This window comes from Streptomyces cyslabdanicus (assembly GCF_052663305.1).
Genome location: NZ_JBQRUW010000012.1, coordinates 92789 through 114618 on the forward strand (window position 1 = coordinate 92789; position 21830 = coordinate 114618).

Sequence of the window (21830 nt, forward strand, 5' to 3'; positions counted from 1 at the left end):
ACGTGTGGAGCGTGTGGAGTATGTGCGCACTCGTACCCCTCTCCTCATGGAAGGGCCGGACGGGGATCGCCCTTCCGGCACTCGCGGAGAGTGGCACGCGGCGTGATCCAAGAGGAATGATCGCGCGTGGCGGAAACATGACAACGCACGATTCCGCCACAGCGGCACCACAGTTCCGTCACGCTCCCGCCACAGGTTGACGCCGGTGCTCCGGTGCTCCGGTGCTCCGGTGGGCCGGTGGGCCGGTGAGCCGCGTCCGCTTGTCCTGGGCCGCCCCGCCCGCCGGTCTCAGACTCCGCCCGCCGGTCTCAAGCCCCGCCCGCAGGTCTCAGGCCGCGCCGAACGCCGCGAAGGCCCAGCCCGTCGCCTGGTGCGTCGCGTCGTCCGGCAGCGCGGCACGCGCGTCGCGCAGCGCCTCGGCCAGGGAGAGCCCGGCGTCCAGGCCCTTGTGCAGGGCGAGCATCAGGGGAACCACCGCCTCGTCGTTGACGGGGGCGCTGCACGCCACCACCCCGGCGGTGCCCAGCGGCAGCAGTGCCGTGACCAGGCCCAGGAGTTCGTCGGCGCCGACCGAGGCGAACCGAGCGGTGTCGCAGCAGGACAGGATGATCCGGTACGGGCTGCGGTCCAGACGTTCGAAGTCGTGCACGATCAGCGGGCCGTCGGCCATCGTCAGCGACGAGAACAGCGGGCTGTCCGCGCGGAAGGTGCCGTGCGCCGCGATGTGCGCGAGCGCGGCCCCGTCCAACTCCCGCAGCACCCGCGACACATGCGCGTCGGCCTCCTCCAGCACGGTCGGCGTGCCGTAGCGGTCGGCGAGTTCCGGCACCTCCGCGCCGCCGGTCGCCAGACCCGGGCCGCGCACCAGTACCCGGCGGCCCCCCGGCGGCCGTTCGGTCTCGTGGGCGCGCAGCCAGCTGCTCGCCGACGGCGACACGCTCAGCACCCGCTCCCGCAACGACGGCAGCAGCGCCCACGGCACCCGGTGCAGCGAGCCAGGCGGCACCACCACGACCGGTCCGGAACCCAGGTGCCGGGCGGCCGGACCGAGCAGCAGCTCCTCCAGGCGGCGCCCCGCCGCCTCCACCAGCGGCAGCCGGGCCGCCGCCCCCGGGTGGGCCAGCCGCCGCAGTCCCGCCTGCACGTGCTCGGCCTCGGCCACCGCGTCCGCGAGCCGCCCGGCCTCGAAGCGCCGTACCCGCCCCTCACCGCACAGCAGCACATGCACCCGCCCGTCCAGCACGGCCAGTTCGACCAGCCGCGCGTTCCCGAGCCGCGCCAGCAGCCGGCCGGGGTCGAACCGGTCGCCGCCGCCGGGCGCGTCGCCGCGCAGGCGCAGGGTGCGTGAGCGGATCTCCCGTTCCAGGCGCCGCTGTTCCCGTTCCAGGGCGGGCACCGGGTGGCCGTCCTGGCGGGCGTCCTGCGCGCGGGCGGCGATCTCACGGAAGGCGGTCAGCCCGCTGAGCAGGGCCGGGTCGGCGGGCGGCCGGGTGGGCGGCGCGGACAGCACGGTGGCCCGCCAGCGCTCGCTCCACACCAGCAGCCGCCGCGGCTCACCGGAGGCCAGTGCCGCCTCCTGGGCCAGCGCGGCCAGTTCGGCGCCCTGCGCGGTCGCCCGGGCGCGCAACTCCGAGGCGCCCAGCGTCATCCGGTGGTCGTCCAGCACGTCGAGCCCGCGCCGGCACGCCTCCAGCACACCGCGGCGGGAGCCCGCCGCCCGCGCCCGCAGCGCCTGCGCCGCCCAGCCCGTCATCCGGGCGAGCGGCGGTCCGCCGTGCCGGCTGCGCGCGGCGAGGGCCAGATGGCTCTCGGCGTCCGCCGGCCGGCCCAGGGCGAGCGCTATCCGGCCCGCCAGCAGCGACGCCTCCGGCGCGGCCGGTGAGCCGAAGGAGGCCAGCCGCTCGGCCACCGCCGCGGCGTCCGTGACCAGCCGGCCCGAGCGGCGCCCGTCGGCCACCCGGGCCTCGATCAGCACCAGCCGGGCGTGCGTCTCCCACCAGGTGCGCCGCTGCCCGGCGAACAGCCGCACGGCCAGCGCCGCGCGCGCGATCGCCGTGTTCGGGTCGTCCGCCAGCCGCGCGGCCCGCGCCGCGGCCAGCAGCAGCTCCGCCTTGCGGGTCGACTGGCCGCCGATACCGTCCAGTTCGGCGATCGCGGCGTCCGCCCCGGCCAGCGCCTCGGGGGCGAGACCTGCCGCCATCAGGACCTCGCAGCGCCGGATGTCCAGCATGAACGTCGGCGTGCCGAGCTTGGCGTACCGCTCCTCGGCCTCGTCGAGGAGCCGCAGCGCCGCCGGGACGTCGCCCTGCCGGAACGCCGCCAGGCCCCGGCTCTCCACGGCGTCCGCCTTGTCGTGCTCCTGGCCGGTGGTGTCCCACAGCGCCTGAGCCGCGGTGAAGTCGGCGTCCGCCCGTTCCACCGCGCCCAGCGCCAGGTGCACGGTGGCCCGCAGCGTCAGCGCCCGCGCCGTCCAGATCACGTCGCCCGCCTGCCGCAGCACGGGAATCGCCCGCCGTACGTCCTCCAGCGCCTCACGATGGCGGCCCAGCACCCACCACACGTACGCCCGCCGGAACAGCACCCGCGCCCGGGTGTGGCCCGTCCCGCGCACCACCCCGCGCTCGAACGCCGTCAGTCCCTGCCGTGTGCGCCCCGCGTGCACCAACGCGACTCCCAGCGTGGCCAGGACGTCGGCCTCCCGCTCGGCCGAGTCGGCGCGCGCCGCCAGGTCCCGGGCCCGGCGCAGATGCCGCAGGGCCAGCCGGGTGTCGCCGAAGTCCCGTTGCCAGATGCCGATCACCTGGTGCGCCACGGAGCCGTGCAGCGGCGGCGGACCGGCCTCCAGCAGCCCGCGGGCCCGCGCCAGGGCCTCGCCCGGCGCGGCGAACACCATGGGCAGCAGTTCGAGGACCGAGTCGCTTCCCGCTGTCACGGGTCGGATGGTAGTGGCCTGGTGGGGCACCTGGAACCGGCGCATGCGGGTTGACGCTGTATCAAGCGGAAGCCGAATGGCTCAGACTGACGACCGGCGCACCAATGGGAGGATCCGCCATGGCACCTCAGCGATTCAGCGAGCAGTTCGCCCAGATCCAGCGCTCGATGCCGGACGTGCCGCTGGCGAAGGGCCCGGACGACGCCGCCGAGTTCTGCTACGAGCAGGGCGTCGTCCTCGCCCGCGACGGCGAGGAGGCCCGGCTGGTCGAGGACACCGTCCGCGCGCACTTCGCCGCGGCGCCCGACCTGACCGCGGACCGCGTGCGCCGGGCGGGCCCGGAGACCAACCGCACCGGCGTCACCCGTATCCAGGTCGGCGACCCGGGTCGCGGCGTCCGCGGCGGCGACCTCGACGTCACGCACGCGCTGCGCGCCCTGCGCGAGCACGAGGGCAGAGCCGGACGGCGGCTGGTGAGCCGCAACCACGTGGTGTCGATCGCGGTCAACGCCTGCCCCGGCGACGAGCCGGTGCCCGCCCCGTTCGGCGAGGGCCCCAACCCGGCGCCGGCCGAGACCGCCTACGACGAGGACACCGCCGTCGGCGTCCTCGTCGTCGACACCGGCCTCATGCACGACTACCGCTCGGTCCCGACGCTGGCCCACGTCCAGGGCGACGCGCAGGTGCGGGAGACCGACGAGGCCGGCGTCCTCCAGCAGTACGTCGGCCACGGCACGTTCATCGCCGGGCTGGTCGCGGCCGTCGCCCCCAACACCGACATCACCGTGCGCGGCACCCTCAACGACGCCGGCGCCGTCCTGGAGTCCGACTTCGGCCACCGGCTGTTCGAAGCCGTCGAAGCGGGCGGCTGGCCCGACATCCTCAGCCTGTCCGCGGGCACCTCCAACGGCCGCACCGACGGCCTGCTCGGGGTGGACGCGTTCATGCGGGAGCTGCGCGCCCGGGGCACCCTGCTCGTCGCGGCCGCCGGGAACAACGCCAGCGGTACCCCCTTCTGGCCCGCCGCCTACGCCGGTCTGCCCGACTACGCCGACTCCGTGCTGTCGGTCGGCGCCCTGCGCGGCGACGGCGAGCACGGCGCCTGCTTCAGCAACCACGGCGCCTGGGTACGGGCGTACGCCCCGGGTGAGCGGCTGACCAGCGCCCTCACCGGCTTCGAGGCACCCGTGCCGTACGTCTACCAGCACTCCACCTACGACGACTGCCGGTTCGGCTTCGCCTACGCCTGCACCTGCCGGTCCCCGCGGCACACCGGGGTGCTCAGCGAGGCGGAGCAGAGCCCTCCGGCCAAGGCGGACCGGGCGATGTTCGAGGGCTTCGCGCAGTGGAGCGGCACCTCCTTCGCCACTCCCGTGGCGGCCGGCATGATCGCGGCGCACATGAGCGCGCACAAGGAGCGCGACCCGCGCGCGGCCCGGCGCCAGCTGCTCGAGTCGAACACCGAGTACGCGGAAGTACGCGGGGCGCACGTCCCGGCGCTGCGTCCGCCGACCTGGCGTCCGGTCCCCGTGGTCCGGCTCGCCCCACCGGCATGAGGTCCGGAACCGTCCCCTCCACGGCGTACGATGGCAGGCCGTATTCGAGGGGTGGGTCCGTGGATCGTGCAGAAGTCGGCGTGCTCGTCCAGTCCGCCGTCGACGGTGACGCGGCGGCCTGGAAGGCACTCGTGGAGGGGCTGAGTCCGCTGGTGTGGTCGGTCGTGCGCGCGCACCGGCTCTCGGACGCCGACGGGCACGAGGTGTACCAGACCGTCTGGTTCCGCTTCGCCCAGCACCTCGGGCGGATCCGGGAACCCGACAAGGCGGGCTCCTGGCTGGCGAGCACCGCGCGCAACGAGTGCCTGAAGACGCTCAGGAGCCTGAGCAGGCTGACGGTGACGAGCGATCCGCAGCTGCTCGACCGGGTCAGCGAGGACCGTACGCCCGAGCAGTCGCTGCTCGACTCGGAGGAGGCCGCCGCGCAGAGCGAGCGGATCCGCAGGCTGTGGCAGGAGTTCGAGAAACTCGGCGACCGCTGCCGCCAGTTGCTGCGGGTGCTGATCGCCTCGCCGCCGCCCAGTTACCAGGAGGTGTCCGCGGCTCTCGGCGTCGCCGTGGGCAGCATCGGACCACTGCGCCAGCGCTGTCTGCGGCGCCTGCGCGCACGACTCGACGCACGGGGGACAGTGTGAACGACGGAAACGACACCCGCGACAACGACGGCACCGGCGACGGACTTCTCGGCTGGGAAGCCCCGTCCGAAGAGGAGGAGCTGACCGCGCGGCTGCTGGAGGAGGAGTTGCGGCAGGCCGCCGCCGTCCTCGACCCGGTCCCCGACGACCTGCGGCAACTCGCCGTCGAGGCCTTCGCGTTGCGTGAGCTCGACGCCCGGATCGCCGAGCTGACCTTCGACTCGCTGACCGACGCGATTCCGGTCCGGGGCGCGACGGACACACCGCGGATGCTGACCTTCCAGGCCGGTGAGCTGACCGTGGACGTCGAGGTCACCGGGGACGGGCTGATGGGACAGGTGCTGCCGCCGCAGCCGGCCCGGATCGAGGTGCTGGCCGGACCGCGGCGGCCGGGCCCCGCGCTTACCGCCGACGAACTGGGCCGGTTCACCGGCGACACACCGCCCGCCGGCCCGTTCGCGCTGCGGCTGAGCGCGGGCACCGAGGTCGTGGTCACGGAGTGGCTACGGGCGTGACCGGCCCGGCCCGTCCCGCGCACGTCAGCGGTGCGGACCGTCGACGAGGGCGGCCAGCGCCCCGGCGAGCCGGTCCAGCCCGGGGGCCGAGGGAACGCCGCCCGGTTCGGTCATGTACGTGTCCCGCCGGATCTCCACCATCAGGGCGCCGACGCGGTCGTCGTCGCCGTGGAACTCCAGCGGGACGTACGCGCCGCTGAACGGGCTGTCCAGCCCCGTTTCGCCGCAGCGCGCGAACGCCGCGCGGGCCTGCTCGGTCAGTTCGGGCGGGGTGTGGAAGGAGTCGGTGCCCAGGCACACGGGCGGCCGCGGACCGCCGCCGTGCAACTCGTAGGGGAGCGCGGCGCCCGGGTAGGAGTGCACGTCGATGATCACGGCACGTCCGGTGGCGGCCAGCCGGTCGGCCACGGCCTTCGTCATCGCCTCGGCGTACGGCCGGAAGTACCGCTCGATCAGCGGCTCCGGGTCGGTGCCCGCCGGCCGCAGGACCTCCCGGTGCGTGGTCCGCGTGTACACCGCGCCCATCCCGACCGCGAGCATCTCCTCCCGCTCGTCAGGAAACCGCTCCGGGTCCACCACCAGCCGGGACAGCCGGTTGACGAACCGCCACGGCGTCAGGCCCGCCAGAGCGGCCGCCGCCTCGGCGATCCGGTCGGTGTACGCGTCGGTGATGTGGTCCAGCTCCCGCTCCAGCGCCGCGTCGTCCAGCACGATCCCGGCCCGGACGTCGGCCGGTATCGCCCGCGCCGAGTGCGGCACGTGCAGGATCACCGGCGACTCGGCGGCGCCTGGCAGCAGTTCGAAGGACGGCGGGGTGTCGTGCATATGGGGCTGTTCCTGTCTCTCTTCACGTCGCCACGCGGGTCTGGACGCCATGGCCCCGCCCATCCTGCCGCACCCCACTGACAACGCACCGCCCTGACAACGCCCTCCACGGACAACCCGGCGCACTGACAACGCGGCTCAGACTGACCCCAGCAACTCCCTTACCAGCCCTCCCGCTTGCTCCGTCTCGATCAGGAAGCCGTCGTGGCCGTGCGGCGACTCGATCACCCGCAGGCGGTCGGCGCCCGGTATGGGGTCGGCCAACTCGGCCTGCTGGGCCATCGGGTAGAGGCGGTCGGAGTCGACCCCGGCCACCAGCCTGGGGGCGGTCACCCGGCGCAGGGCGGCGCGCACACCGCCCCGGGCGCGGCCGGCGTCGTGGGCGTTCATCGCCTCGGTCTGTTGCCGCGTGGATTGCCCAGCGTCTCCGCGAGCAGCGCCTTGGTATGCGGCCGGATCGCGGCCCGCCAGGCGTCCGGGTCATCCGGGTCGTCCGCGAACGACACCTCGATGCCGAACCTCGGCAGGGTGTGCCGGAAATGACACACAGCCGTCACAAAAGGGCTTCGCCCCGGCCGGCGGGGTGCCGGTCGGGGCGGAGCGGTGAGGGTCGTCGGGCCGCCCGGCGGGGTTGCCGGGGCCCGGGTCGGCTCAGAAGGCGGCCAGTGCCTCGTTCCAGGTGGCCGACGGGCGCATGGCCGCGGCGGCCTTGGCCGGGTCGGGCTGGTAGTAGCCGCCGATCTCGACCGGCTTGCCCTGGACGGCGATCAGCTCGTCGACGATCTTCTGCTCGTTGGCGGCGAGGGTCTCGGCGAGCGGCGCGAAGGCCTCGGCCAGAGCGGCGTCGTCGGTCTGCTTCGCCAGCTCCTGCGCCCAGTACATGGACAGGTAGAAGTGGCTGCCGCGGTTGTCGATGCCGCCGACGCGACGGGTCGGGGACTTGTTCTCGTTGAGGAAGGTCGCCGTGGCCCGGTCCAGGGTGTCGGCGAGGACCTGGGCGCGGGCGTTGCCGGTGGTCTTGGCGTACTGCTCCAGGGACGGCACCAGGGCGAAGAACTCGCCCAGGGAGTCCCAGCGCAGGTAGTCCTCCTTGACCAGCTGCTGCACGTGCTTCGGCGCGGAGCCGCCGGCGCCCGTCTCGAAGAGGCCGCCGCCCGCCATCAGCGGGACCACGGAGAGCATCTTGGCGCTGGTGCCCAGCTCCAGGATCGGGAACAGGTCGGTGAGGTAGTCGCGCAGCACGTTGCCGGTGACCGAGATGGTGTTCTCGCCGCGGCGGATGCGCTCCACCGACAGCTTCGTCGCCTCCACCGGGGACAGGACCCTGATGTCCAGGCCCTCGGTGTCGTGCTCCGGCAGGTACTGCTTCACCTTGGCAATCAGGTTGGCGTCGTGGGCGCGGCCCTCGTCCAGCCAGAACACGGCCGGGTCGCCGGTGGCGCGGGCGCGGGTGACGGCCAGCTTCACCCAGTCCCGGATCGGGGCGTCCTTGGTCTGGCAGGCGCGGAAGATGTCACCGGCCGAGACGGTCTGCTCGAGCACGGCGTTGCCGGCCTGGTCGACCAGGCGGACGGTGCCGGTGACCGGGATCTCGAAGGTCTTGTCGTGGCTGCCGTACTCCTCGGCCTTCTGCGCCATCAGGCCCACGTTCGGGACCGTGCCCATGGTCGACGGGTCGTAGGCGCCGTGGGCGCGGCAGTCCTCGATCGCGACCTGGTAGACACCGGCGTAGGAGGAGTCCGGGAGGACCGCGAGGGTGTCGTGCTCCTGGCCGTCCGGGCCCCACATGTGGCCGGAGGTGCGGATCATGGCCGGCATGGAGGCGTCGACGATCACGTCGGAGGGCACGTGCAGGTTGGTGATGCCCTTGTCGGAGTCGACCATGGCCAGCTCCGGGCCCTCGGCGAGCTCGGCGTCGAAGGAGGCCTTGATCTCGGCGCCCTCCGGCAGGTTCTCCAGGCCCTTGTAGATGCCGCCCAGACCGTCGTTCGGGGTCAGGCCGGCCGCCGCGAGGGCCTCGCCGTACTGCGCGAACGTCTTCGGGAAGAAGGCACGCACCACGTGACCGAAGATGATCGGGTCGGAGACCTTCATCATCGTGGCCTTCAGGTGCACGGAGAACAGCACGCCCTCCTGCTTGGCGCGGGCGACCTGCGCGGTGAGGAACTCGCGCAGCGCGCCGACGCGCATCACGGAGGCGTCGACGACCTCGCCCTTGAGCACGGGCACGGACTCGCGCAGCACCGTGGTGGAGCCGTCGTCGCCCTTCAGCTCGATGCGCAGGGCGCCGTCCTCGGCGATGACGGCGGACTTCTCGGTGGAGCGGAAGTCGTCGGCGCCCATGGTCGCCACATTGGTCTTGGACTCGGCGGTCCAGGCGCCCATGCGGTGCGGGTGGGTCTTGGCGTAGTTCTTCACCGAGGCGGGCGCGCGGCGGTCGGAGTTGCCCTCGCGCAGCACCGGGTTCACCGCGGAGCCCTTGATCTTGTCGTAGCGGGCGCGAATCTCGCGCTCCTCGTCGCCCTTCGGGTCGTCCGGGTAGTCCGGCAGCGCGTAACCCTGGCCCTGGAGCTCGGCGATCGCGGCCCTGAGCTGCGGGATGGAGGCCGAGATGTTCGGCAGCTTGATGATGTTGGCCTCGGGCGTCTTGGCGAGCTCGCCCAGCTCGGTCAGCGCGTCCGGGATCCGCTGGTCCTCGGTGAGGTACTCCGGGAACACGGCGATGATGCGCCCGGCCAGCGAGATGTCACGCGTCTCCACCGCGACACCCGCCTGCGAGGCGTACGCCTGGACCACCGGCAGGAAGGAATACGTCGCCAGGGCCGGGGCCTCGTCAGTGTGTGTGTAGATGATGGTCGAGTCAGTCACCGGGTGCTCCGCTCCACGTCTGCAACATTGCTCGACATCAAGATATCTCGTGGCGAGCCCCGACTCGACAGGGGTCCGCCCGGACCCGGAGGGCGGGCTCACTCGTCCGCGAACGAGCCGTGCCGTCCCGCCCCGGCGGCGAACAGGGCCGCGCCCTCAAGGCCCTCGGCCAGTACGTCCGTGCCGTGCCGGAGTTCCGCGCGCAGGGCCGACGCCTCGTCCAGGGACTCCTGGTCCAGGACCGAGGCGCGGTCCGAGCGCAGGCAGGCCTGGGGGAAATCGGCGATCCGGGCGGCCAGCCGCTCCGCCTCGGCGCGGGCCCGACCGGTGGGGACGACCCGGTTCGCCAGGCCCATCGCGTAGGCCTCACGGGCCGGGACCGGCCGTCCGGTGAGGATCATGTCCATGGCGCGGCTGGTCCCGATTAGCCGGGGCAGCCGTACCGTGCCGCCGTCGATCAGCGGCACGCCCCAGCGGCGGCAGAACACACCGAACACGGCGTCCTCCTCCGCCACCCGCAGATCGCACCACAGCGCCAGTTCCAGACCACCCGCCACGGCATGGCCGGCCACCGCCGCGATCACCGGCTTCGACAGCCGCATCCGGGTCGGCCCCATCGGCCCGTCGCCGTCCTGCGCGACCCGGTTGCCCCGTTCGGTGCCGACCGCCTTCAGGTCCGCGCCCGCGCAGAACGTGCCGCCCTCGCCCCACAGCACCGCCACCCTGGCCTCCGCGTCGGACTCGAACCGGCGGAAGGCGCCGGCGAGTTCGGCGGCCGTCGGGCCGTCCACCGCGTTACGGGCCCCGGGCCGGGACAGGACGACTGTGGTGACGTGCCCCTGGCGCTCGATCCGGACCGGCATGGCGGCGACCTCCTGCTGTGTGGTGGGACGGCAGGTTACTCCCCAGTCACCTCGTGCGGGAGCCGGAAGCGTGCGGGAGCCGAGGGTCCGGCCACCTGCTGGGGGTAGCGGCGGAGGTCAGATGACCTTCAGCCGCACCAGCGCCCCCAGCGTGAGCGCTCCCGGCAGCAGCGGCAGCCACACGGTGATGATCCGGTAGGCCACCACCACCGCCGTGACGACCGCGGCCGGCCCGCCCGCCGCCATGAGCGCCACGACGAGCGCGGCCTCCACCGAGCCGAACCCACCGGGCGTGGGCACCAGCGCGACGGCGGTGGTGGCCGCCAGGTACGCCAGCGCCATGTGCGTGGACGGCACCGGCAGCGCCAGCGCCCGCCCCACCGCGACCAGGGAGACCGCCTGAAGGGCCGGGAAGGCGAGCGAACCGCCCCACAACGCCAGCGCCCGCGCCGGACGGGAGTGCACCGAGCGCGCCTCGCTCAGCGCGGTGCGCACGAAGGCGGCCACGGCCACGCGCAGCCGCCGTACGCACAGCGCCGCCCCGGCTGCGGCGACCAAGGCGCCGCCCACCGCGTACAGCAGCGGACCGGCCGCACCCGAGGGCAGCTGGCCGCCGAGCCGCAGCGCGTTCGGGAAGGCGAGGAGCAGGGCGGCGAGCAGGGCCAGCCGGGCGATGCTCTCCGCGAGCATGTACAGCGCGAGCGCGGCGGAGGACCGGGCCAGGGAGACCCCGCACACCGTCAGGAACCGCAGGTTCACCGCGCTCGCCCCGAGGCCCGTCGGCAACAGGTGGTTGGCGGCACCGGCCGCGAACTGGGTGGCGAGCAGCCGCCGTCTCGGCAGCCGCTGGACGACCGCGCCCTGCCGGGTGACGGCCGCCGCGACCCAGGTCAGACAGGTCGTGCCGACCGCGGCCAGCAGCCACGGCCACTCGGCGTTCCGCAGGTGCGCGAAGCCCTCGGCCAGCACCGACCGGTGCTGCACCGCGGCCACCGCCACGAGCAGCACCGGCAGTAGGCACAGCACCTGGCGGACGGGCAGGCGCCGCGGGAGCCGGCCTGGCCGCGGATCGGGGAGTTCGACCACTGTCGCATCCGCTGTCGGACGCACTGTCGCTTCCGGGGTCACATCCGGAGAGGTTCCCCCCGCCACGCCAACGGCCGGTGGCGGTACCGGGGACGGCGCCTTACGAGCGGGAAGCGGGTGGGGAGGCGGACTCGGCGGGACCTTCGGGGTGCGCACATTGACCTCAACGATGCTTGAGGTTCTAGGTTCTGCTCCATGAGTATGGAGACCACCGCCTGGACGCAGCTGCACAGCGTCATGACCGCCCAGCAGGAGCGGCGTCCGCTCGCCCGCGCGACACTGCGCCGCATCGGCGCGTTCGCCCGGCCCCACCGCCGCCGTATCGCACGGTTCGTCGCCCTCGGGGTGGTGACCGCGCTGCTCGCGGTGGCGACCCCGGTGCTCGCCGGGCGCGTCGTCGACGTGATCGTGTCACGGGGCGACCAGGGGACGGTCGTACGCCTGGCCCTGCTCATCGCCCTGATCGCGGTGGCCGAGGCGGCGTTCGGCATCCTCGGCAGACGTCTGTCGGCCACGCTCGGCGAGGGACTCATCCTCGATCTGCGCACGGCGGTGTTCGACCATGTGCAGCGCATGCCGGTGGCGTTCTTCACGCGTACGCGTACGGGAGCGCTCGTCTCCCGGCTCAACAACGACGTCATCGGCGCCCAGCGGGCCTTCAGCAACACCCTCTCGGGTGTCGTCAGCAACGTGGTCACGCTGCTGCTCACCCTCGCCGTGATGCTCACCCTGTCCTGGCAGATCACCCTGCTCGCCCTCGTGCTCCTCCCGGTGTTCGTGGTGCCGGCCCGGCGGATGGGCAGCCGGATGGCCCGTATGCAGCGGGAGGCGGCCACGCTGAACGCGGCGATGGGCACCCGGATGACGGAGCGCTTCTCCGCCCCCGGCGCCACCCTGGTCAAGCTCTTCGGCCGCCCGGAGCAGGAGTCGGAGGAGTTCGCGGCCCGCGCCGGCCGGGTTCGGGACATCGGCATCCGTACGGCGACGGCGCAGTCCGCCTTCATCACCGCGCTGACCCTGGTCTCCTCCCTGGCGCTGGCCCTGGTCTACGGGCTCGGTGGGTACTTCGCCCTGCGGGGCACCCTGGAGCCGGGCGCCGTCGTCTCGCTCGCCCTGCTGCTGACCCGGCTGTACGCGCCGCTCACCGCGCTCGCCGGGGCGCGTGTCGAGGTGATGAGCGCCCTGGTCAGCTTCGAGCGGGTGTTCGAGGTGCTTGACCTCAAGCCGCTGATCGAGGAGAAGCCGGAGGCCCGCCAGGTGCCCGAGGGGCCCCTCGCCGTGGAGTTCGACGGCGTCCGCTTCGGCTACCCGTCCGCCGACAAGGTCTCCCTCGCCTCCCTGGAGGAGGTCGCGGGACTCGACACCCGCGACGGCGCCGAGGTCCTGCACGGCGTCTCCTTCCGCGCCGAGGCCGGGCAGACCGTCGCGCTCGTCGGCTCCTCCGGCGCCGGCAAGTCGACGATCGCGCAGCTGCTGCCGCGCCTGTACGACGTCGACGAGGGTGCCGTGCGCATCGGCGGCGTCGACGTACGCGACCTGACCTCCGCGTCCCTGCGGGCAACCCTCGGCATGGTCACCCAGGACGGCCACCTCTTCCACGACTCCGTGCGCGCCAACCTGCTGCTGGCCCGGCCCGCGGCGACCGACGCGGAACTGTGGGACGTCCTGCGCCGGGCCCGCCTCGACGACCTCGTGCGCTCCCTGCCCGACGGCCTCGACACCGTCGTCGGCGAGCGCGGCTACCGTCTGTCCGGCGGCGAACGCCAGCGCATGACCATCGCCCGGCTGCTGCTGGCCCGCCAGCGGGTGGTCATCCTCGACGAGGCCACCGCCCACCTCGACAACACCTCGGAGGCGGCCGTGCAGGAGGCGCTGACCGAGGCTCTGGAGGGCCGGACCGCGGTGGTCATCGCCCACCGGCTGTCCACTGTGCGGGCCGCCGACCTCATCCTGGTCGTCGAGAACGGACTGATCGCCGAACGCGGCACCCACGACGAGCTCCTGGCGGCAGACGGCCGGTACGCGGAGCTGTACCGCACACAGTTCGAGCAGCGGTCGGAGGAGGCGGGGGACGCGGGGGCCGTACGGGAAGCGGGGGAGGTACGGGAGATCGTGGCCGGGGAGGCGGTGGCGTAGGCGACACCGAGGTGGGGGACCCGCCCGCGGGCAGCGGCGGTCCCCTGCTCGCCGCGAGGGCGTGCTCACCCCGACGGCGGTTGCCGGGTGCGCCGCGCACGCCATGCCTGCACCAGCAGGGGCACCAGCGAGAGCACGATGAGCACGGCGACCATCACCAGGAGGTAGTCGCCGATGCGGGGGACCGACGCCCCCAGGCCGTACCCGGCCAGCACCAGGCTCTGGGTCCAGAGCACGCCCCCGACGGTCGCCCAGAGCGTGAAAGTCCGCGTGGGCACGCCGAGCGCCCCGGCCGCGGGGTGCAGGACGGACCGCAGCATCGGGATGAAGCGGCCGATCACGAGCGCCTTGCCCTGCCCGTAGCGGGCCAGGAGTTCCTGCGCCCGCGCCGCCCGCTCCTTCAGACGCCGGCTGGAGGAGCGGGCCAGGAGTGTCCGCCCGCCCCGCCGCCCGAGCAGGAACCCCACCTGCCCGCCCGCCACCGCGCCCACGGCGGCACACAGCAGCACCTGCCACAACGCCAGCCGCGGCGCATGGCTGCCGCTCTGCGCGCACAGCACACCGGCCGGGATCAGCAGCGTGTCGCCGGGAAGGAAGAAGCCGACCACGAGCAGACCCGACTCCGCGAAGGTCACGACCAGGACCCCCAGCGCACCGAAGGCGGCCAGCACCGAGGCGCTGTCCGTCGGGTTGACGGCGAACACCGTCGTCATCGCCTCACGGCCCTCCTCACTGTGCACACGTCGGGCCTCCGCTGGATGAGTACCCCTGTGGCACCGAAAGCGGTCCGAGGGGTGACCGCGCTCAGCTCTCCAGTCCGCCGATCGCCTCGGCGAGCCACTTCCTCTCCTCGGCTCCCGTGGCGCGGGCGATGCGCAGCATGCCCTGCCGGAACAGGTCCGGCGCGTCCTCGGCCCGTACGGGCTCGCCGTCGCGGTAGAAGAAGCTCGCCGGAGTGTCGAGGAATGCCTGACGACGCCGCAGGACGGCCGCCTGCTCGGCACGGTCGGGAAGGTGCCGCAGGAACGCGAGCAGCGTGAAGAAGCGCTGCCCGTCGGTGATTTCGACCTCCTTGGGGCCCCTCAGGCGCCCCAGGAGTTCGGTCCGGCCCGCCTCCGTGAGGGACAGCGTCCGGCGGTGCGCGGCACCACTTCCGGGCTCGGTGCGCTGCTCGACCAGGCCCGCCTTCACCAGCCGGGTGATGGCGGGGTAGAGCGCGCCGTCGCTCACCGGACGGATGTGGCCGCTGAGGCCCTGGATGCGCGCCTTCAGTTCGTAGCCGTGCAGCGGAGCTTCGTAGAGGAAGCCCAGGATCGACAACTCCAGCATGAACCGGTCCCCTTCGGTGCCATCCGCACGCTTGTCCGCCCGAGGCCGCCATGCTATCTCTTTTCGCTGTACCTCGAATCGAGGTATAGCGAAAAGAGGGGGGTGTGGGGGTGTGATGAGCGCAGCGGAACACCGTCGCAGGCTGATGTCGCTCGCGGTCCCGGTCTACTTCGAGCTCCTCGCCGGGGTCATGGCCGGGATCATCAACATGGTGTGGGTGGCCCGGCTCGGCGGGCAGGCCGTCGCCGCGGTGGCGGTCGCCACGAACGTCGAGAACCTGCTGCTCGGCGTCATCCTCGTCGCCGGCTCCGGTACGACCGTGCTGGTCGCACGGGCCAGGGGCGCGGGGGATCCGGCGGCGCTGCGTTCCGCCGTACGCGGCGGCTGGGCGCTGTGGGCACTCGTCACACCCGTCGTCGCCATCGGCGGACACCTCTGCCGCGAACCGCTGGCCCGCCTCGTGCTCGGCGGCGACGAAGGCCGTCCGCTGTCCCTCGCCACCGGGTACTTCTCGATCGCGCTGCCCGGGATCGCGGTGTTCTTCGCCACCAACGTCGTCGACGGCATCCTCAAGGGCACGGGCGACACCCGCACCCCGATGAAGCTCTCCCTGCTCGCGAACGGGCTGATCCTCGTGCTGGATCCCCTGCTCATCCTCGGCCTCGGACTCGGGGTGCGCGGGGCGGCGATCTCCACCGTACTGGGGAGGACGGCCGCGCTCGTGTGCGGCTTCCGCACGCTGCTCCGCGACGGCACACTCCCGCGGACTGGCGGAGGAGCCCCGCTCAGCGTCAGGGAACTGGGCGCCGGCGCACGCAGGACGGCCGCGACCGGACTGCCGATGTCCGCCGACTTCGTCGTCAGAATGGCCGGGACGCTCGCCCTCGTCGCCGTGGTCGCCCGGATCGGTGTCGGCGACGTCGCCGCGTACGGGATGGCGACCAAGGCGATGTACGCCGCCACCATGGCCTTCTACGCGGTGCGCCAGGCCGCCGCCATCCACACCGCCCATCAGCTCGGCGCCGGTCAGGACGAGCGCCGGACCGTCGGACGCCAGGCGCTGCTCCTCGCCGGGGCGCTGGGACTCGCAGCCGCCCTGGCCCTGCTGGCCACGGGACCGTGGATCATGCGCGCCTTCGGCGCCGGCGGCGCGGTGGCCGAGGCGGGAACGCTCTATCTGCGCTGCGTGGGGCCCTACTTGCTGTTGCTCGCGTGCTTCATCGCGCTGGGCGGCGTGTTCGAGGGCAGCGGTGGCAGCCCGGCCCTCGCCCGGATCACCACGTGCGGGGTGGTGCTCCAACTGGCGCTCGCGTACGGCCTGTCGGGCTGGGGCCTGCCGGGCATCTGCGCGGCCATGGCACTGTCGGCGGCGGTCCAGTGCGCAGCCGTAGCCGGCACGTACAGGCGCACGAAACCGAAGCGTGTGCTCGGTCGCGGTGGTGCGCGACGTCAGGACTCGACGCGGCGTCGGTCGGCGAGGCGGTGGCCACGGCCCGGCCGGACACGATCGTGCACCAGATGACCGGGATCTCCATGGCGCACGCCGGCCGGCCCGACTTCAGGCATTTCGACCGGTGGGCCGTTCCGACGATCAGGCTGCGCACCGAGGGCACGGATCATCTGCTGGCCGCCGCGGAGGCGAGTGGCGTGTCCCACTTCGTCGCGCAGGGTTACGCGTGCTGGAACGGGATGCGCGAGGGCGGCTGGGTGAAGACCGAGGAGGACCCGCTGGACCTCGAGGAGGGCACGGCCGCCTACACGTCGATGCAGGCCCTGCGTCACGTCGAGTAGGTCGTCGGCCAAGCCGGCGGAGCGGTGCTGCGCTACGGGGGGCTCTACGGGCCCGGGGCCATCGACGACCAGGTCACGCTGGTGCGCCAACGCAAGTACCCGCTGGTCGGGCGCGCGGGCGGTTACCACTCGTGGGTCCACCTCGACGACGCGGCGAGCGCCACCGTGCTGGCGGTGGAGCAGCAGGCGGCCGGCGTGTTCAACATCGTCGACGACGAGCCCGCGCCGGTGAACGAGTGGCTGCCCCACCTGGCGAAGTGCGCCGGGGCCAAGCGGCCGATGCGGGTTCCCACGTGGCTGGCCCGCATGTTGGCCGGGCAGGTGCCGGTGATCATGATGACCGAGGCCCGCGGCTTCTCCAACGCCAAGGCCAAGCGCGAACTCAGCTGGCAGTTGCGGTACCCGTCGTGGCGCCAGGGCTTCCAGGAGGAACTGGCGTGAACCGAGCCGAGGAGTTCGAACAGCTGCGACCGCTGCTGTTCTCGATCGCCTACCGGATCCTGGGCAGCGTGAGCGAAGCCGAGGACGCCGTCCAGGAGACCTGGCTGCGCTACGAGGCCACATCGACCGAACCCACCTCGGCCAAGGCGTTCCTGTCGGCGGTGGTCGCGCGCATCTCGATCGACGTGCTGCGTTCGGCGCGCGTCCGCCGCGAGGAGTACGTCGGGCCGTGGATTCCCGAGCCGCTGCTGGCCGACCCGTACGAGGACCCGGCGCGATCGGCCGAGCTGGCCGATTCGGTGTCGATGGCGGCCCTGCTGCCGCTCGAACGGCTCAGTCCGCTCGAGCAGCAGCAGGGCCGCGAATTGGCCCAGAGTGGTTCGGCCAGCCATGTTGGCAGCACAGGCACAGGTCTCTCCAATGATCACAGAGCGTCGCAACTCCATGATCACCAGGACCTGTGCCTGCCTTGCCGTCGAGGTACCACCGCGCCAATCTGTGCGGCCTCAAAGTGGTCTGGTTCGTAAGTCCTTCGGGGGTTGATCACGCGGTGGGGCGGACCGAAGATTCTTCTGGCTGCCTGGCAGTGTGCCGGGCAGCCATAGCCTGCCGCATCCGGCCCGACGCTGACGGCTGATGGCCGCCCAGGTCCATCAGACGATGGGCGAGCCAGCTGACCCGCCGATCCGGCGGATCTCCTCCATCGGATACGGAGTTTGCCTGCTCTCCAGTTGGAACTTGCGGTAGAAGTCCGTCATCACCGCGGCGATCGGAGCGTGGCGGGTGAGGATCGCCGAGACCTGCGGCGGAATTCCCTTCGGGTGCTCCCCCTGGGCACATGCGCGAACGAACGCGTTGCGGTCGTCCCGCTTGTATCCGTACAAAGCGGTGACGAGCCAGATCACCAGATGTGTGACGCTGTAGCAAGGGTCATAGGTTTGGTGTGCGGCGAAGAACTCGGCCTCCTCCTTCGACAGGTCGAACCGGGAGGAGATCGCGAGGCCGTAGTCCGCGAAGAAGAGACGCTCACCGTCGGTCAGGATGTTCTGGAAGTGGGCATCGAAGTGCAGGAGTCCGCGGGCGTTCATGAACGAGGTCCCAGCCTCCAGTTGCCTCACGACCATGGCGCAGGCGCGCTCGGCCGCCTCGTCGCCGGCTTTGACCTGAGCGCCCAGCCAGTCGTGCAAATTCTGCGGGATGTACTCCAGGAACAGGGCGATGCTCGCCGACGAGTCCCGCACAGCCTCGATCCGGCGGCGCATCTCCGCTCCGCCTCCCCAGTAGGCGACGGCCCGCTCCACGTCGGCAAGTTCCTCGGGAAGCAACTGCCCGGGGTGCGGCAGCACCCGCCAGTGGTACATCAATGGGAAGCCCTCATAGTCCTGTGCGAGCACCCAGTTCGTCGTCATGGTGTGCACGGCCAGCTCCCGCCAGGCCCCAAAGCCCGGCCCCCCGATGACGCCGACGCCGTAATGGCAGAAGGAGGGCAGCCCGAAGAGGTTCGCCGTGGACCGGACGTTCTCCGGATACCTTTCCAGATCGGTCAGCGGCACCCGCTTGACGAAGACCGGGGTCCCGCCGACGTCCAGCAGTGCTGATGTCCCTCCGATGCCGGATCCCATCGGCACAGCCGCATCCACGAGGTCCCGCAGTTCACGATCACTGCACAGGGCCAGCGCTGTGGAGACGGCACTATGAGTGGCCAGACGCGCACCGCGCGACATGTCAACGCCTTCGGCGGCTGCCTCCACGTGGGCATCAACCTCTCTGAAACACCTGGGTGCCTCCAACGAGCACGTGCCCGCGACGCACAGCCCTGCGGTTCGACCCTTGACACGTGCAGCGGGGATCCACTTGCGAACGCGGATCCGAACGCCCTTTTGGCTGCACTGTACGTGAGGATCGACAAGGAGATCCGGCGAACGTCCTGGCGCAACCGCGTCGAGGTCGTCGCGATGGACGGTTTCACCGGGTTCAAGACCGCCGCCAGCGAGGAACTGCCCGACGCAGTCGCGGTCATGGACCCATTCCACGTCGTGCGTCTGGCCAGCGACGCACTCGACCGATGCCGCCGACGTGTCCAACTGGCCATCCACGGGCACCGCGGACGCAAGAGCGACCCGCTCTGTACCGCAGGGCGAACCCTCCACACCGGCGCTGACCTGCTCACCGACAGCCTGGTGTGGATTCATGTCAGCGCGGGCGAAGCCCGCCTCAGGGGTAGCGTCGTGCAACGTCGAGGTCTTCCGGATGGGCTTGGTGTAGGGACCCCCGTCCTCGGGAGACCTCGACGCCTACCCGGCCACCGACGCGGGATGAGCTTCCACCATCGGTGCGACACAAGTTTTTGCCGGTTGATGATCTGAAGTCATCCAGGTGAGGGCGAATCACCCTGCTTCGGCCCCGATCGCGCGAGGGTGCCCGGGGCCGGAACTTGAACGGTGGCTTCAGCCGTGGCTTGTGAGCCGTTCAGCTCTGGGGCATTCAGCGGCCGATGTCGTCCAGCTCGGCCAAGTCCCCATGAGAGAGGGCGAGTCCCGCGCCGGCGATATTCTCGCGAAGGTGGGCCGTCGACGACGTGCCGGGGATGAGCAGGATGTTCGGTGATCGCTGCAGCAGCCAGGCCAGTGCGACGGACATCGGTGTCGCCTCCGATCGAGCGGCGACCGCCGAGAGCGCCGAGGACTGAAGCGGGGTGAAGCCCCCGAGGGGGAAGAAGGGCACGTACGCGATGCCGTCGGGGGCGAGCCGGTCGATGAGCTTGTCGTCGTGGCGGTGGGCGAGGTTGTACATGTTCTGCACGCACACGATCGGCGCGATGCTCTGGGCCTCGGTGACCTGCTCCTCGGTGGCGTTGCTGACCCCGAGGTGGCGGATCAGGCCCTGCTGCTGGAGTTCGACGAGCGTCTCGAACGCCTCGGCGAGCGAGCCGGGCTGGGGGCCTTCGGCGTTGCCGAGTCGGAGGTTGACCAGGTCGAGTACGTCGAGCCCGAGGGACTTGAGGTTGTCGTGGACTTGGCGGCGCAGATCTTCGGGCCGCCGGGCCGTAGGCCAGCCACCCTGTTCGTCGCGGGTCGCGCCCACCTTGGTCACGATGTGCAGCGACTCGGGATAGGGACGCAGTGCCTCGCGGATCAACTCGTTGGTGACGCGCGGCCCGTAAGCGTCGCTGGTGTCGATGTGGGTGATACCGACGTCGACCGCTTCACGCAGAACGGCCAGGGCACCCTCGCGATCGGCGGGCGGCCCCATAACCCACGGGCCGGCCAGTTGCATGGCGCCGTAACCGAACCGGGTGACGGTCAGGTCACCCAGAGCCCAGGTGTCGCCGGGAAGGGAGAGGGAGGGCGTGCTCATCTTGTTGCCTTTCGTCGTGCACTTGAGGGGTGGCGCCTGCTGCCTCCCTGCATCAGCATTGGAGAGAAACTTCCTGTCGGGAAGTAGGCACTTTGGAGTGCGTAACCCACCCATTGGTGAGAGGTGCGATCAGTGACGACGACGAAGGCGGCCCAGAAGAGGGCTCAGGCCAAGGTGGAGTACAACGCGTTCCTGGCAGAGTGCCCCAGCCGGCAGCTGCTCGACCGAATCTCGGACAAGTGGGTCGTCCTGATCTTGTGTGCGCTGGGCGGCGACAACAGCCCTCGCCAGCCCGGTGCAGCACACGCGGACGCTCCGAAGGCGATGCGCTACTCCGAGATCTCTCGCCTTCTGGCCGGAGTCAGCCAGAAGATGCTGACCCAGACGCTACGCTCGCTGGAGCACGATGGTCTGCTCACCCGTACCGTGACGCCAACCGTCCCTGTCACCGTCTCCTACGAGCTGACCGACCTCGGCCTCTCGCTCCACCACATGACGCGCGGGCTCAGAAGCTGGGCGCAGACACACATGGCCGAGGTCCTCGCAAACCGCGAGAACTACGACTCTCGCACGTCCTGACGCCTCACATCCAACCGTCCAACAGCACTGCATTCATCGGCGCTACACCCTCCACTGCGAAGAGCCAGCAATCTCCGTCAGTGTAAGCACCTCAGCAGCCTCTCTCTGTACCAGCTTCGATGAGGCAAACCTACCGGCTACCGAGTTTTCGAAAGAATGATGAGACCTTGTTGGGCCCGATTCCCGTCGGCCTGAGACCGGCCTCAGCTCAAAGTCACTGCTCGCCCACCGGTGGCTGTCGGGCCAGGAACTCCTCGAATGTCGCTGCCTGTTTCCGCCGGACAGTTTTGTCCCCGCTTTCTGGCCCCACCCTCGATCGGGCGCCTTGTTCCGCCGTCCGATGATGGTCGAGTTAGGGTCTGTTCGAACGGAACTGGGGGGATGATGGAACAGTGGCCTGAGGGACCTGCCGCTGAGCCGAAGGCGGCCCGGGAGCGCTATGCCTCTGACATGCGGGCGTCTCGCAAGGCTCTGCGAGAAGTGATCAGGGCCGACCTGCCTGCCGCGCACTTCGGCCTTGGAATCGTCGTTGTGGCAAGTGTGGTCGTGGGCCTGTTCGCGGGGGCGATTGCTGGAGCCCTCGTGGCTGGGTTCTTCGCCGCTCTGTTCCTTGTCGCACTGGCGGTCATGCTCCTTCGGGGCATCAGGGGCATGGACGCAGGCCGCCGGGCCTATCTCTTCACCTTCGGCTGGGCAAACTGGGTCTAGTGCTGTGACCGCATGGACACCTCGGGCGCCCAACTCGCACAGGTCACCTGGTCGGAGTTTCCCGGATTCCCCGCCGCGATCCGAGCAATTGTCAAATCCTGTGGCGACTCGCAGTGGGTGCGCGGCCCTGACGGGCCTGATCGCCTCGGCCAGCCGACTGATGAGCTCGTCGCGGGTGCCGTGGTCCATTGCTGCCTCTCTCACGGTGT

18 protein-coding genes and 4 pseudogenes are annotated in these 21830 nt (G+C 71.6%); 11 read left to right on the plus strand and 11 right to left on the minus strand.

Annotated elements, in window-relative coordinates; translation table 11 throughout:
- Positions 1 to 328 precede the first annotated feature (328 nt).
- The gene (locus ACTYVM_RS08870; RefSeq protein ID WP_445525480.1) at positions 329 to 2893 is read right to left on the minus strand and encodes a CHAT domain-containing protein; all 2565 of its coding nucleotides are present in this window, start codon (positions 2891 to 2893) and stop codon (positions 329 to 331) included.
- Positions 2894 to 3051: 158 nt separating this feature from the next.
- On the opposite strand from ACTYVM_RS08870, the gene ACTYVM_RS08875 reads away from it, so the two are divergent.
- Genes ACTYVM_RS08875 through ACTYVM_RS08885 form a run of 3 tightly spaced genes read left to right on the plus strand, consistent with a single transcriptional unit; the run spans position 3052 to position 5638 of the window.
- Positions 3052 to 4488 carry a S8/S53 family peptidase gene (locus ACTYVM_RS08875; protein WP_445525358.1) on the plus strand — a complete coding sequence of 479 codons (1437 nt, stop codon included), beginning with the start codon at positions 3052 to 3054 and terminating at the stop codon, positions 4486 to 4488.
- 59 nt (positions 4489 to 4547) lie between these two features.
- Positions 4548 to 5123 (plus strand): RNA polymerase sigma factor, encoded by a 576-nt coding sequence (locus ACTYVM_RS08880; protein WP_400028016.1) that lies wholly within the window; start codon positions 4548 to 4550, stop codon positions 5121 to 5123.
- Positions 5120 to 5638 (plus strand): hypothetical protein, encoded by a 519-nt coding sequence (locus tag ACTYVM_RS08885; RefSeq protein WP_445525359.1) that lies wholly within the window; start codon positions 5120 to 5122, stop codon positions 5636 to 5638. Before ACTYVM_RS08880 ends, ACTYVM_RS08885 begins: the two co-directional genes overlap by 4 nt.
- 24 nt (positions 5639 to 5662) lie before the next feature.
- Here ACTYVM_RS08885 and ACTYVM_RS08890 read toward each other — a convergent pair whose 3' ends face one another.
- The 6 genes and pseudogenes from ACTYVM_RS08890 to ACTYVM_RS08915 form a co-directional block, all read right to left on the minus strand.
- On the minus strand, positions 5663 to 6463 hold the full coding sequence (locus ACTYVM_RS08890; protein WP_445525360.1) for an N-formylglutamate amidohydrolase: 801 nt from the start codon (positions 6461 to 6463) through the stop codon (positions 5663 to 5665).
- Between the two features lie 138 nt (positions 6464 to 6601).
- Positions 6602 to 6895 (minus strand): annotated as a pseudogene (locus ACTYVM_RS08895) (homoserine O-acetyltransferase); the annotation flags it as partial.
- A pseudogene (locus ACTYVM_RS08900) lies at positions 6865 to 7002 on the minus strand (PLP-dependent transferase); the annotation flags it as partial. The pseudogenes ACTYVM_RS08900 and ACTYVM_RS08895, both read right to left, overlap by 31 nt.
- A gap of 112 nt (positions 7003 to 7114) precedes the next feature.
- Entirely contained in the window at positions 7115 to 9331 is a 2217-nt protein-coding gene (locus tag ACTYVM_RS08905) for an NADP-dependent isocitrate dehydrogenase (protein WP_445525361.1), read from the minus strand.
- Positions 9332 to 9429: 98 nt separating this feature from the next.
- The gene (locus ACTYVM_RS08910) at positions 9430 to 10194 is read right to left on the minus strand and encodes a crotonase/enoyl-CoA hydratase family protein (protein WP_445525362.1); all 765 of its coding nucleotides are present in this window, start codon (positions 10192 to 10194) and stop codon (positions 9430 to 9432) included.
- A gap of 117 nt (positions 10195 to 10311) precedes the next feature.
- A complete protein-coding gene (locus ACTYVM_RS08915) occupies positions 10312 to 11235 on the minus strand; it encodes a lysylphosphatidylglycerol synthase transmembrane domain-containing protein (protein WP_445525481.1) in 924 nt (307 codons plus the stop codon).
- Between the two features lie 246 nt (positions 11236 to 11481).
- Here ACTYVM_RS08915 and ACTYVM_RS08920 point away from each other — a divergent pair, with 246 nt between their 5' ends.
- Positions 11482 to 13416: an ABC transporter ATP-binding protein gene (locus tag ACTYVM_RS08920; RefSeq protein ID WP_445525482.1), complete on the plus strand. Its 1935-nt coding sequence runs from the start codon at positions 11482 to 11484 to the stop codon at positions 13414 to 13416.
- Between the two features lie 65 nt (positions 13417 to 13481).
- Here the strand turns inward: ACTYVM_RS08920 and ACTYVM_RS08925 are convergent, their stop codons facing one another.
- Both ACTYVM_RS08925 and ACTYVM_RS08930 read right to left on the minus strand, forming a co-directional pair.
- Positions 13482 to 14120 (minus strand): DedA family protein, encoded by a 639-nt coding sequence (locus ACTYVM_RS08925; protein ID WP_445525483.1) that lies wholly within the window; start codon positions 14118 to 14120, stop codon positions 13482 to 13484.
- 100 nt (positions 14121 to 14220) lie between these two features.
- Positions 14221 to 14745, minus strand: a complete 525-nt coding sequence (locus ACTYVM_RS08930; protein WP_445525363.1) for a PadR family transcriptional regulator — start codon at positions 14743 to 14745, stop codon at positions 14221 to 14223.
- A 115-nt stretch (positions 14746 to 14860) separates the two neighbouring features.
- Between ACTYVM_RS08930 and ACTYVM_RS08935 the strand changes: the two genes are divergently transcribed.
- From ACTYVM_RS08935 to ACTYVM_RS08950, 4 genes and pseudogenes are all read left to right on the plus strand, one after another.
- Positions 14861 to 16267 (plus strand): MATE family efflux transporter, encoded by a 1407-nt coding sequence (locus ACTYVM_RS08935; RefSeq protein WP_445525364.1) that lies wholly within the window; start codon positions 14861 to 14863, stop codon positions 16265 to 16267.
- Positions 16264 to 16536 (plus strand): hypothetical protein, encoded by a 273-nt coding sequence (locus tag ACTYVM_RS08940; RefSeq protein ID WP_445525365.1) that lies wholly within the window; start codon positions 16264 to 16266, stop codon positions 16534 to 16536. Before ACTYVM_RS08935 ends, ACTYVM_RS08940 begins: the two co-directional genes overlap by 4 nt.
- Positions 16537 to 16560: 24 nt before the next feature.
- The gene (locus tag ACTYVM_RS08945) at positions 16561 to 16977 is read left to right on the plus strand and encodes an NAD-dependent epimerase/dehydratase family protein (protein WP_445525366.1); all 417 of its coding nucleotides are present in this window, start codon (positions 16561 to 16563) and stop codon (positions 16975 to 16977) included.
- A pseudogene (locus tag ACTYVM_RS08950) lies at positions 16923 to 17327 on the plus strand (sigma factor); the annotation flags it as partial. The gene ACTYVM_RS08945 and the pseudogene ACTYVM_RS08950, both read left to right, overlap by 55 nt.
- A gap of 303 nt (positions 17328 to 17630) precedes the next feature.
- On the opposite strand, the gene ACTYVM_RS08955 reads toward ACTYVM_RS08950, so the two are convergent.
- Complete coding sequence (locus ACTYVM_RS08955; RefSeq protein ID WP_445525484.1) at positions 17631 to 18701, minus strand: protein kinase family protein; 1071 nt, start codon at positions 18699 to 18701, stop codon at positions 17631 to 17633.
- A gap of 201 nt (positions 18702 to 18902) precedes the next feature.
- On the opposite strand from ACTYVM_RS08955, the pseudogene ACTYVM_RS08960 reads away from it, so the two are divergent.
- A pseudogene (locus ACTYVM_RS08960) lies at positions 18903 to 19151 on the plus strand (ISL3 family transposase); the annotation flags it as partial.
- Between the two features lie 310 nt (positions 19152 to 19461).
- Here the strand turns inward: ACTYVM_RS08960 and ACTYVM_RS08965 are convergent.
- Entirely contained in the window at positions 19462 to 20334 is an 873-nt protein-coding gene (locus ACTYVM_RS08965) for an aldo/keto reductase family oxidoreductase (protein ID WP_445525367.1), read from the minus strand.
- A 132-nt stretch (positions 20335 to 20466) separates the two neighbouring features.
- Here ACTYVM_RS08965 and ACTYVM_RS08970 point away from each other — a divergent pair, with 132 nt between their 5' ends.
- Positions 20467 to 20913: a winged helix-turn-helix transcriptional regulator gene (locus ACTYVM_RS08970; RefSeq protein ID WP_445525368.1), complete on the plus strand. Its 447-nt coding sequence runs from the start codon at positions 20467 to 20469 to the stop codon at positions 20911 to 20913.
- A 531-nt stretch (positions 20914 to 21444) separates the two neighbouring features.
- A complete protein-coding gene (locus ACTYVM_RS08975) occupies positions 21445 to 21621 on the plus strand; it encodes a hypothetical protein (protein ID WP_445525369.1) in 177 nt (58 codons plus the stop codon).
- Positions 21622 to 21830 lie beyond the last annotated feature (209 nt).

Bases quoted from the DNA above. Each gene is read 5' to 3' on its own strand.
- ACTYVM_RS08870 (WP_445525480.1), bottom strand. From the start codon at position 2,893: ATGGTGTTCGCCGCGCCGGGCGAGGCCCTGGCGCGGGCCCGCGGGCTG.
- ACTYVM_RS08875 (WP_445525358.1), top strand. From the start codon at position 3,052: ATGGCACCTCAGCGATTCAGCGAGCAGTTCGCCCAGATCCAGCGCTCG.
- ACTYVM_RS08890 (WP_445525360.1), bottom strand. From the start codon at position 6,463: ATGCACGACACCCCGCCGTCCTTCGAACTGCTGCCAGGCGCCGCCGAG.
- ACTYVM_RS08910 (WP_445525362.1), bottom strand. From the start codon at position 10,194: ATGCCGGTCCGGATCGAGCGCCAGGGGCACGTCACCACAGTCGTCCTG.
- ACTYVM_RS08920 (WP_445525482.1), top strand. From the start codon at position 11,482: ATGGAGACCACCGCCTGGACGCAGCTGCACAGCGTCATGACCGCCCAG.
- ACTYVM_RS08930 (WP_445525363.1), bottom strand. From the start codon at position 14,745: ATGCTGGAGTTGTCGATCCTGGGCTTCCTCTACGAAGCTCCGCTGCAC.
- ACTYVM_RS08935 (WP_445525364.1), top strand. From the start codon at position 14,861: ATGAGCGCAGCGGAACACCGTCGCAGGCTGATGTCGCTCGCGGTCCCG.
- ACTYVM_RS08940 (WP_445525365.1), top strand. From the start codon at position 16,264: ATGACCGGGATCTCCATGGCGCACGCCGGCCGGCCCGACTTCAGGCAT.
- ACTYVM_RS08955 (WP_445525484.1), bottom strand. From the start codon at position 18,701: ATGTCGCGCGGTGCGCGTCTGGCCACTCATAGTGCCGTCTCCACAGCG.
- ACTYVM_RS08965 (WP_445525367.1), bottom strand. From the start codon at position 20,334: ATGAGCACGCCCTCCCTCTCCCTTCCCGGCGACACCTGGGCTCTGGGT.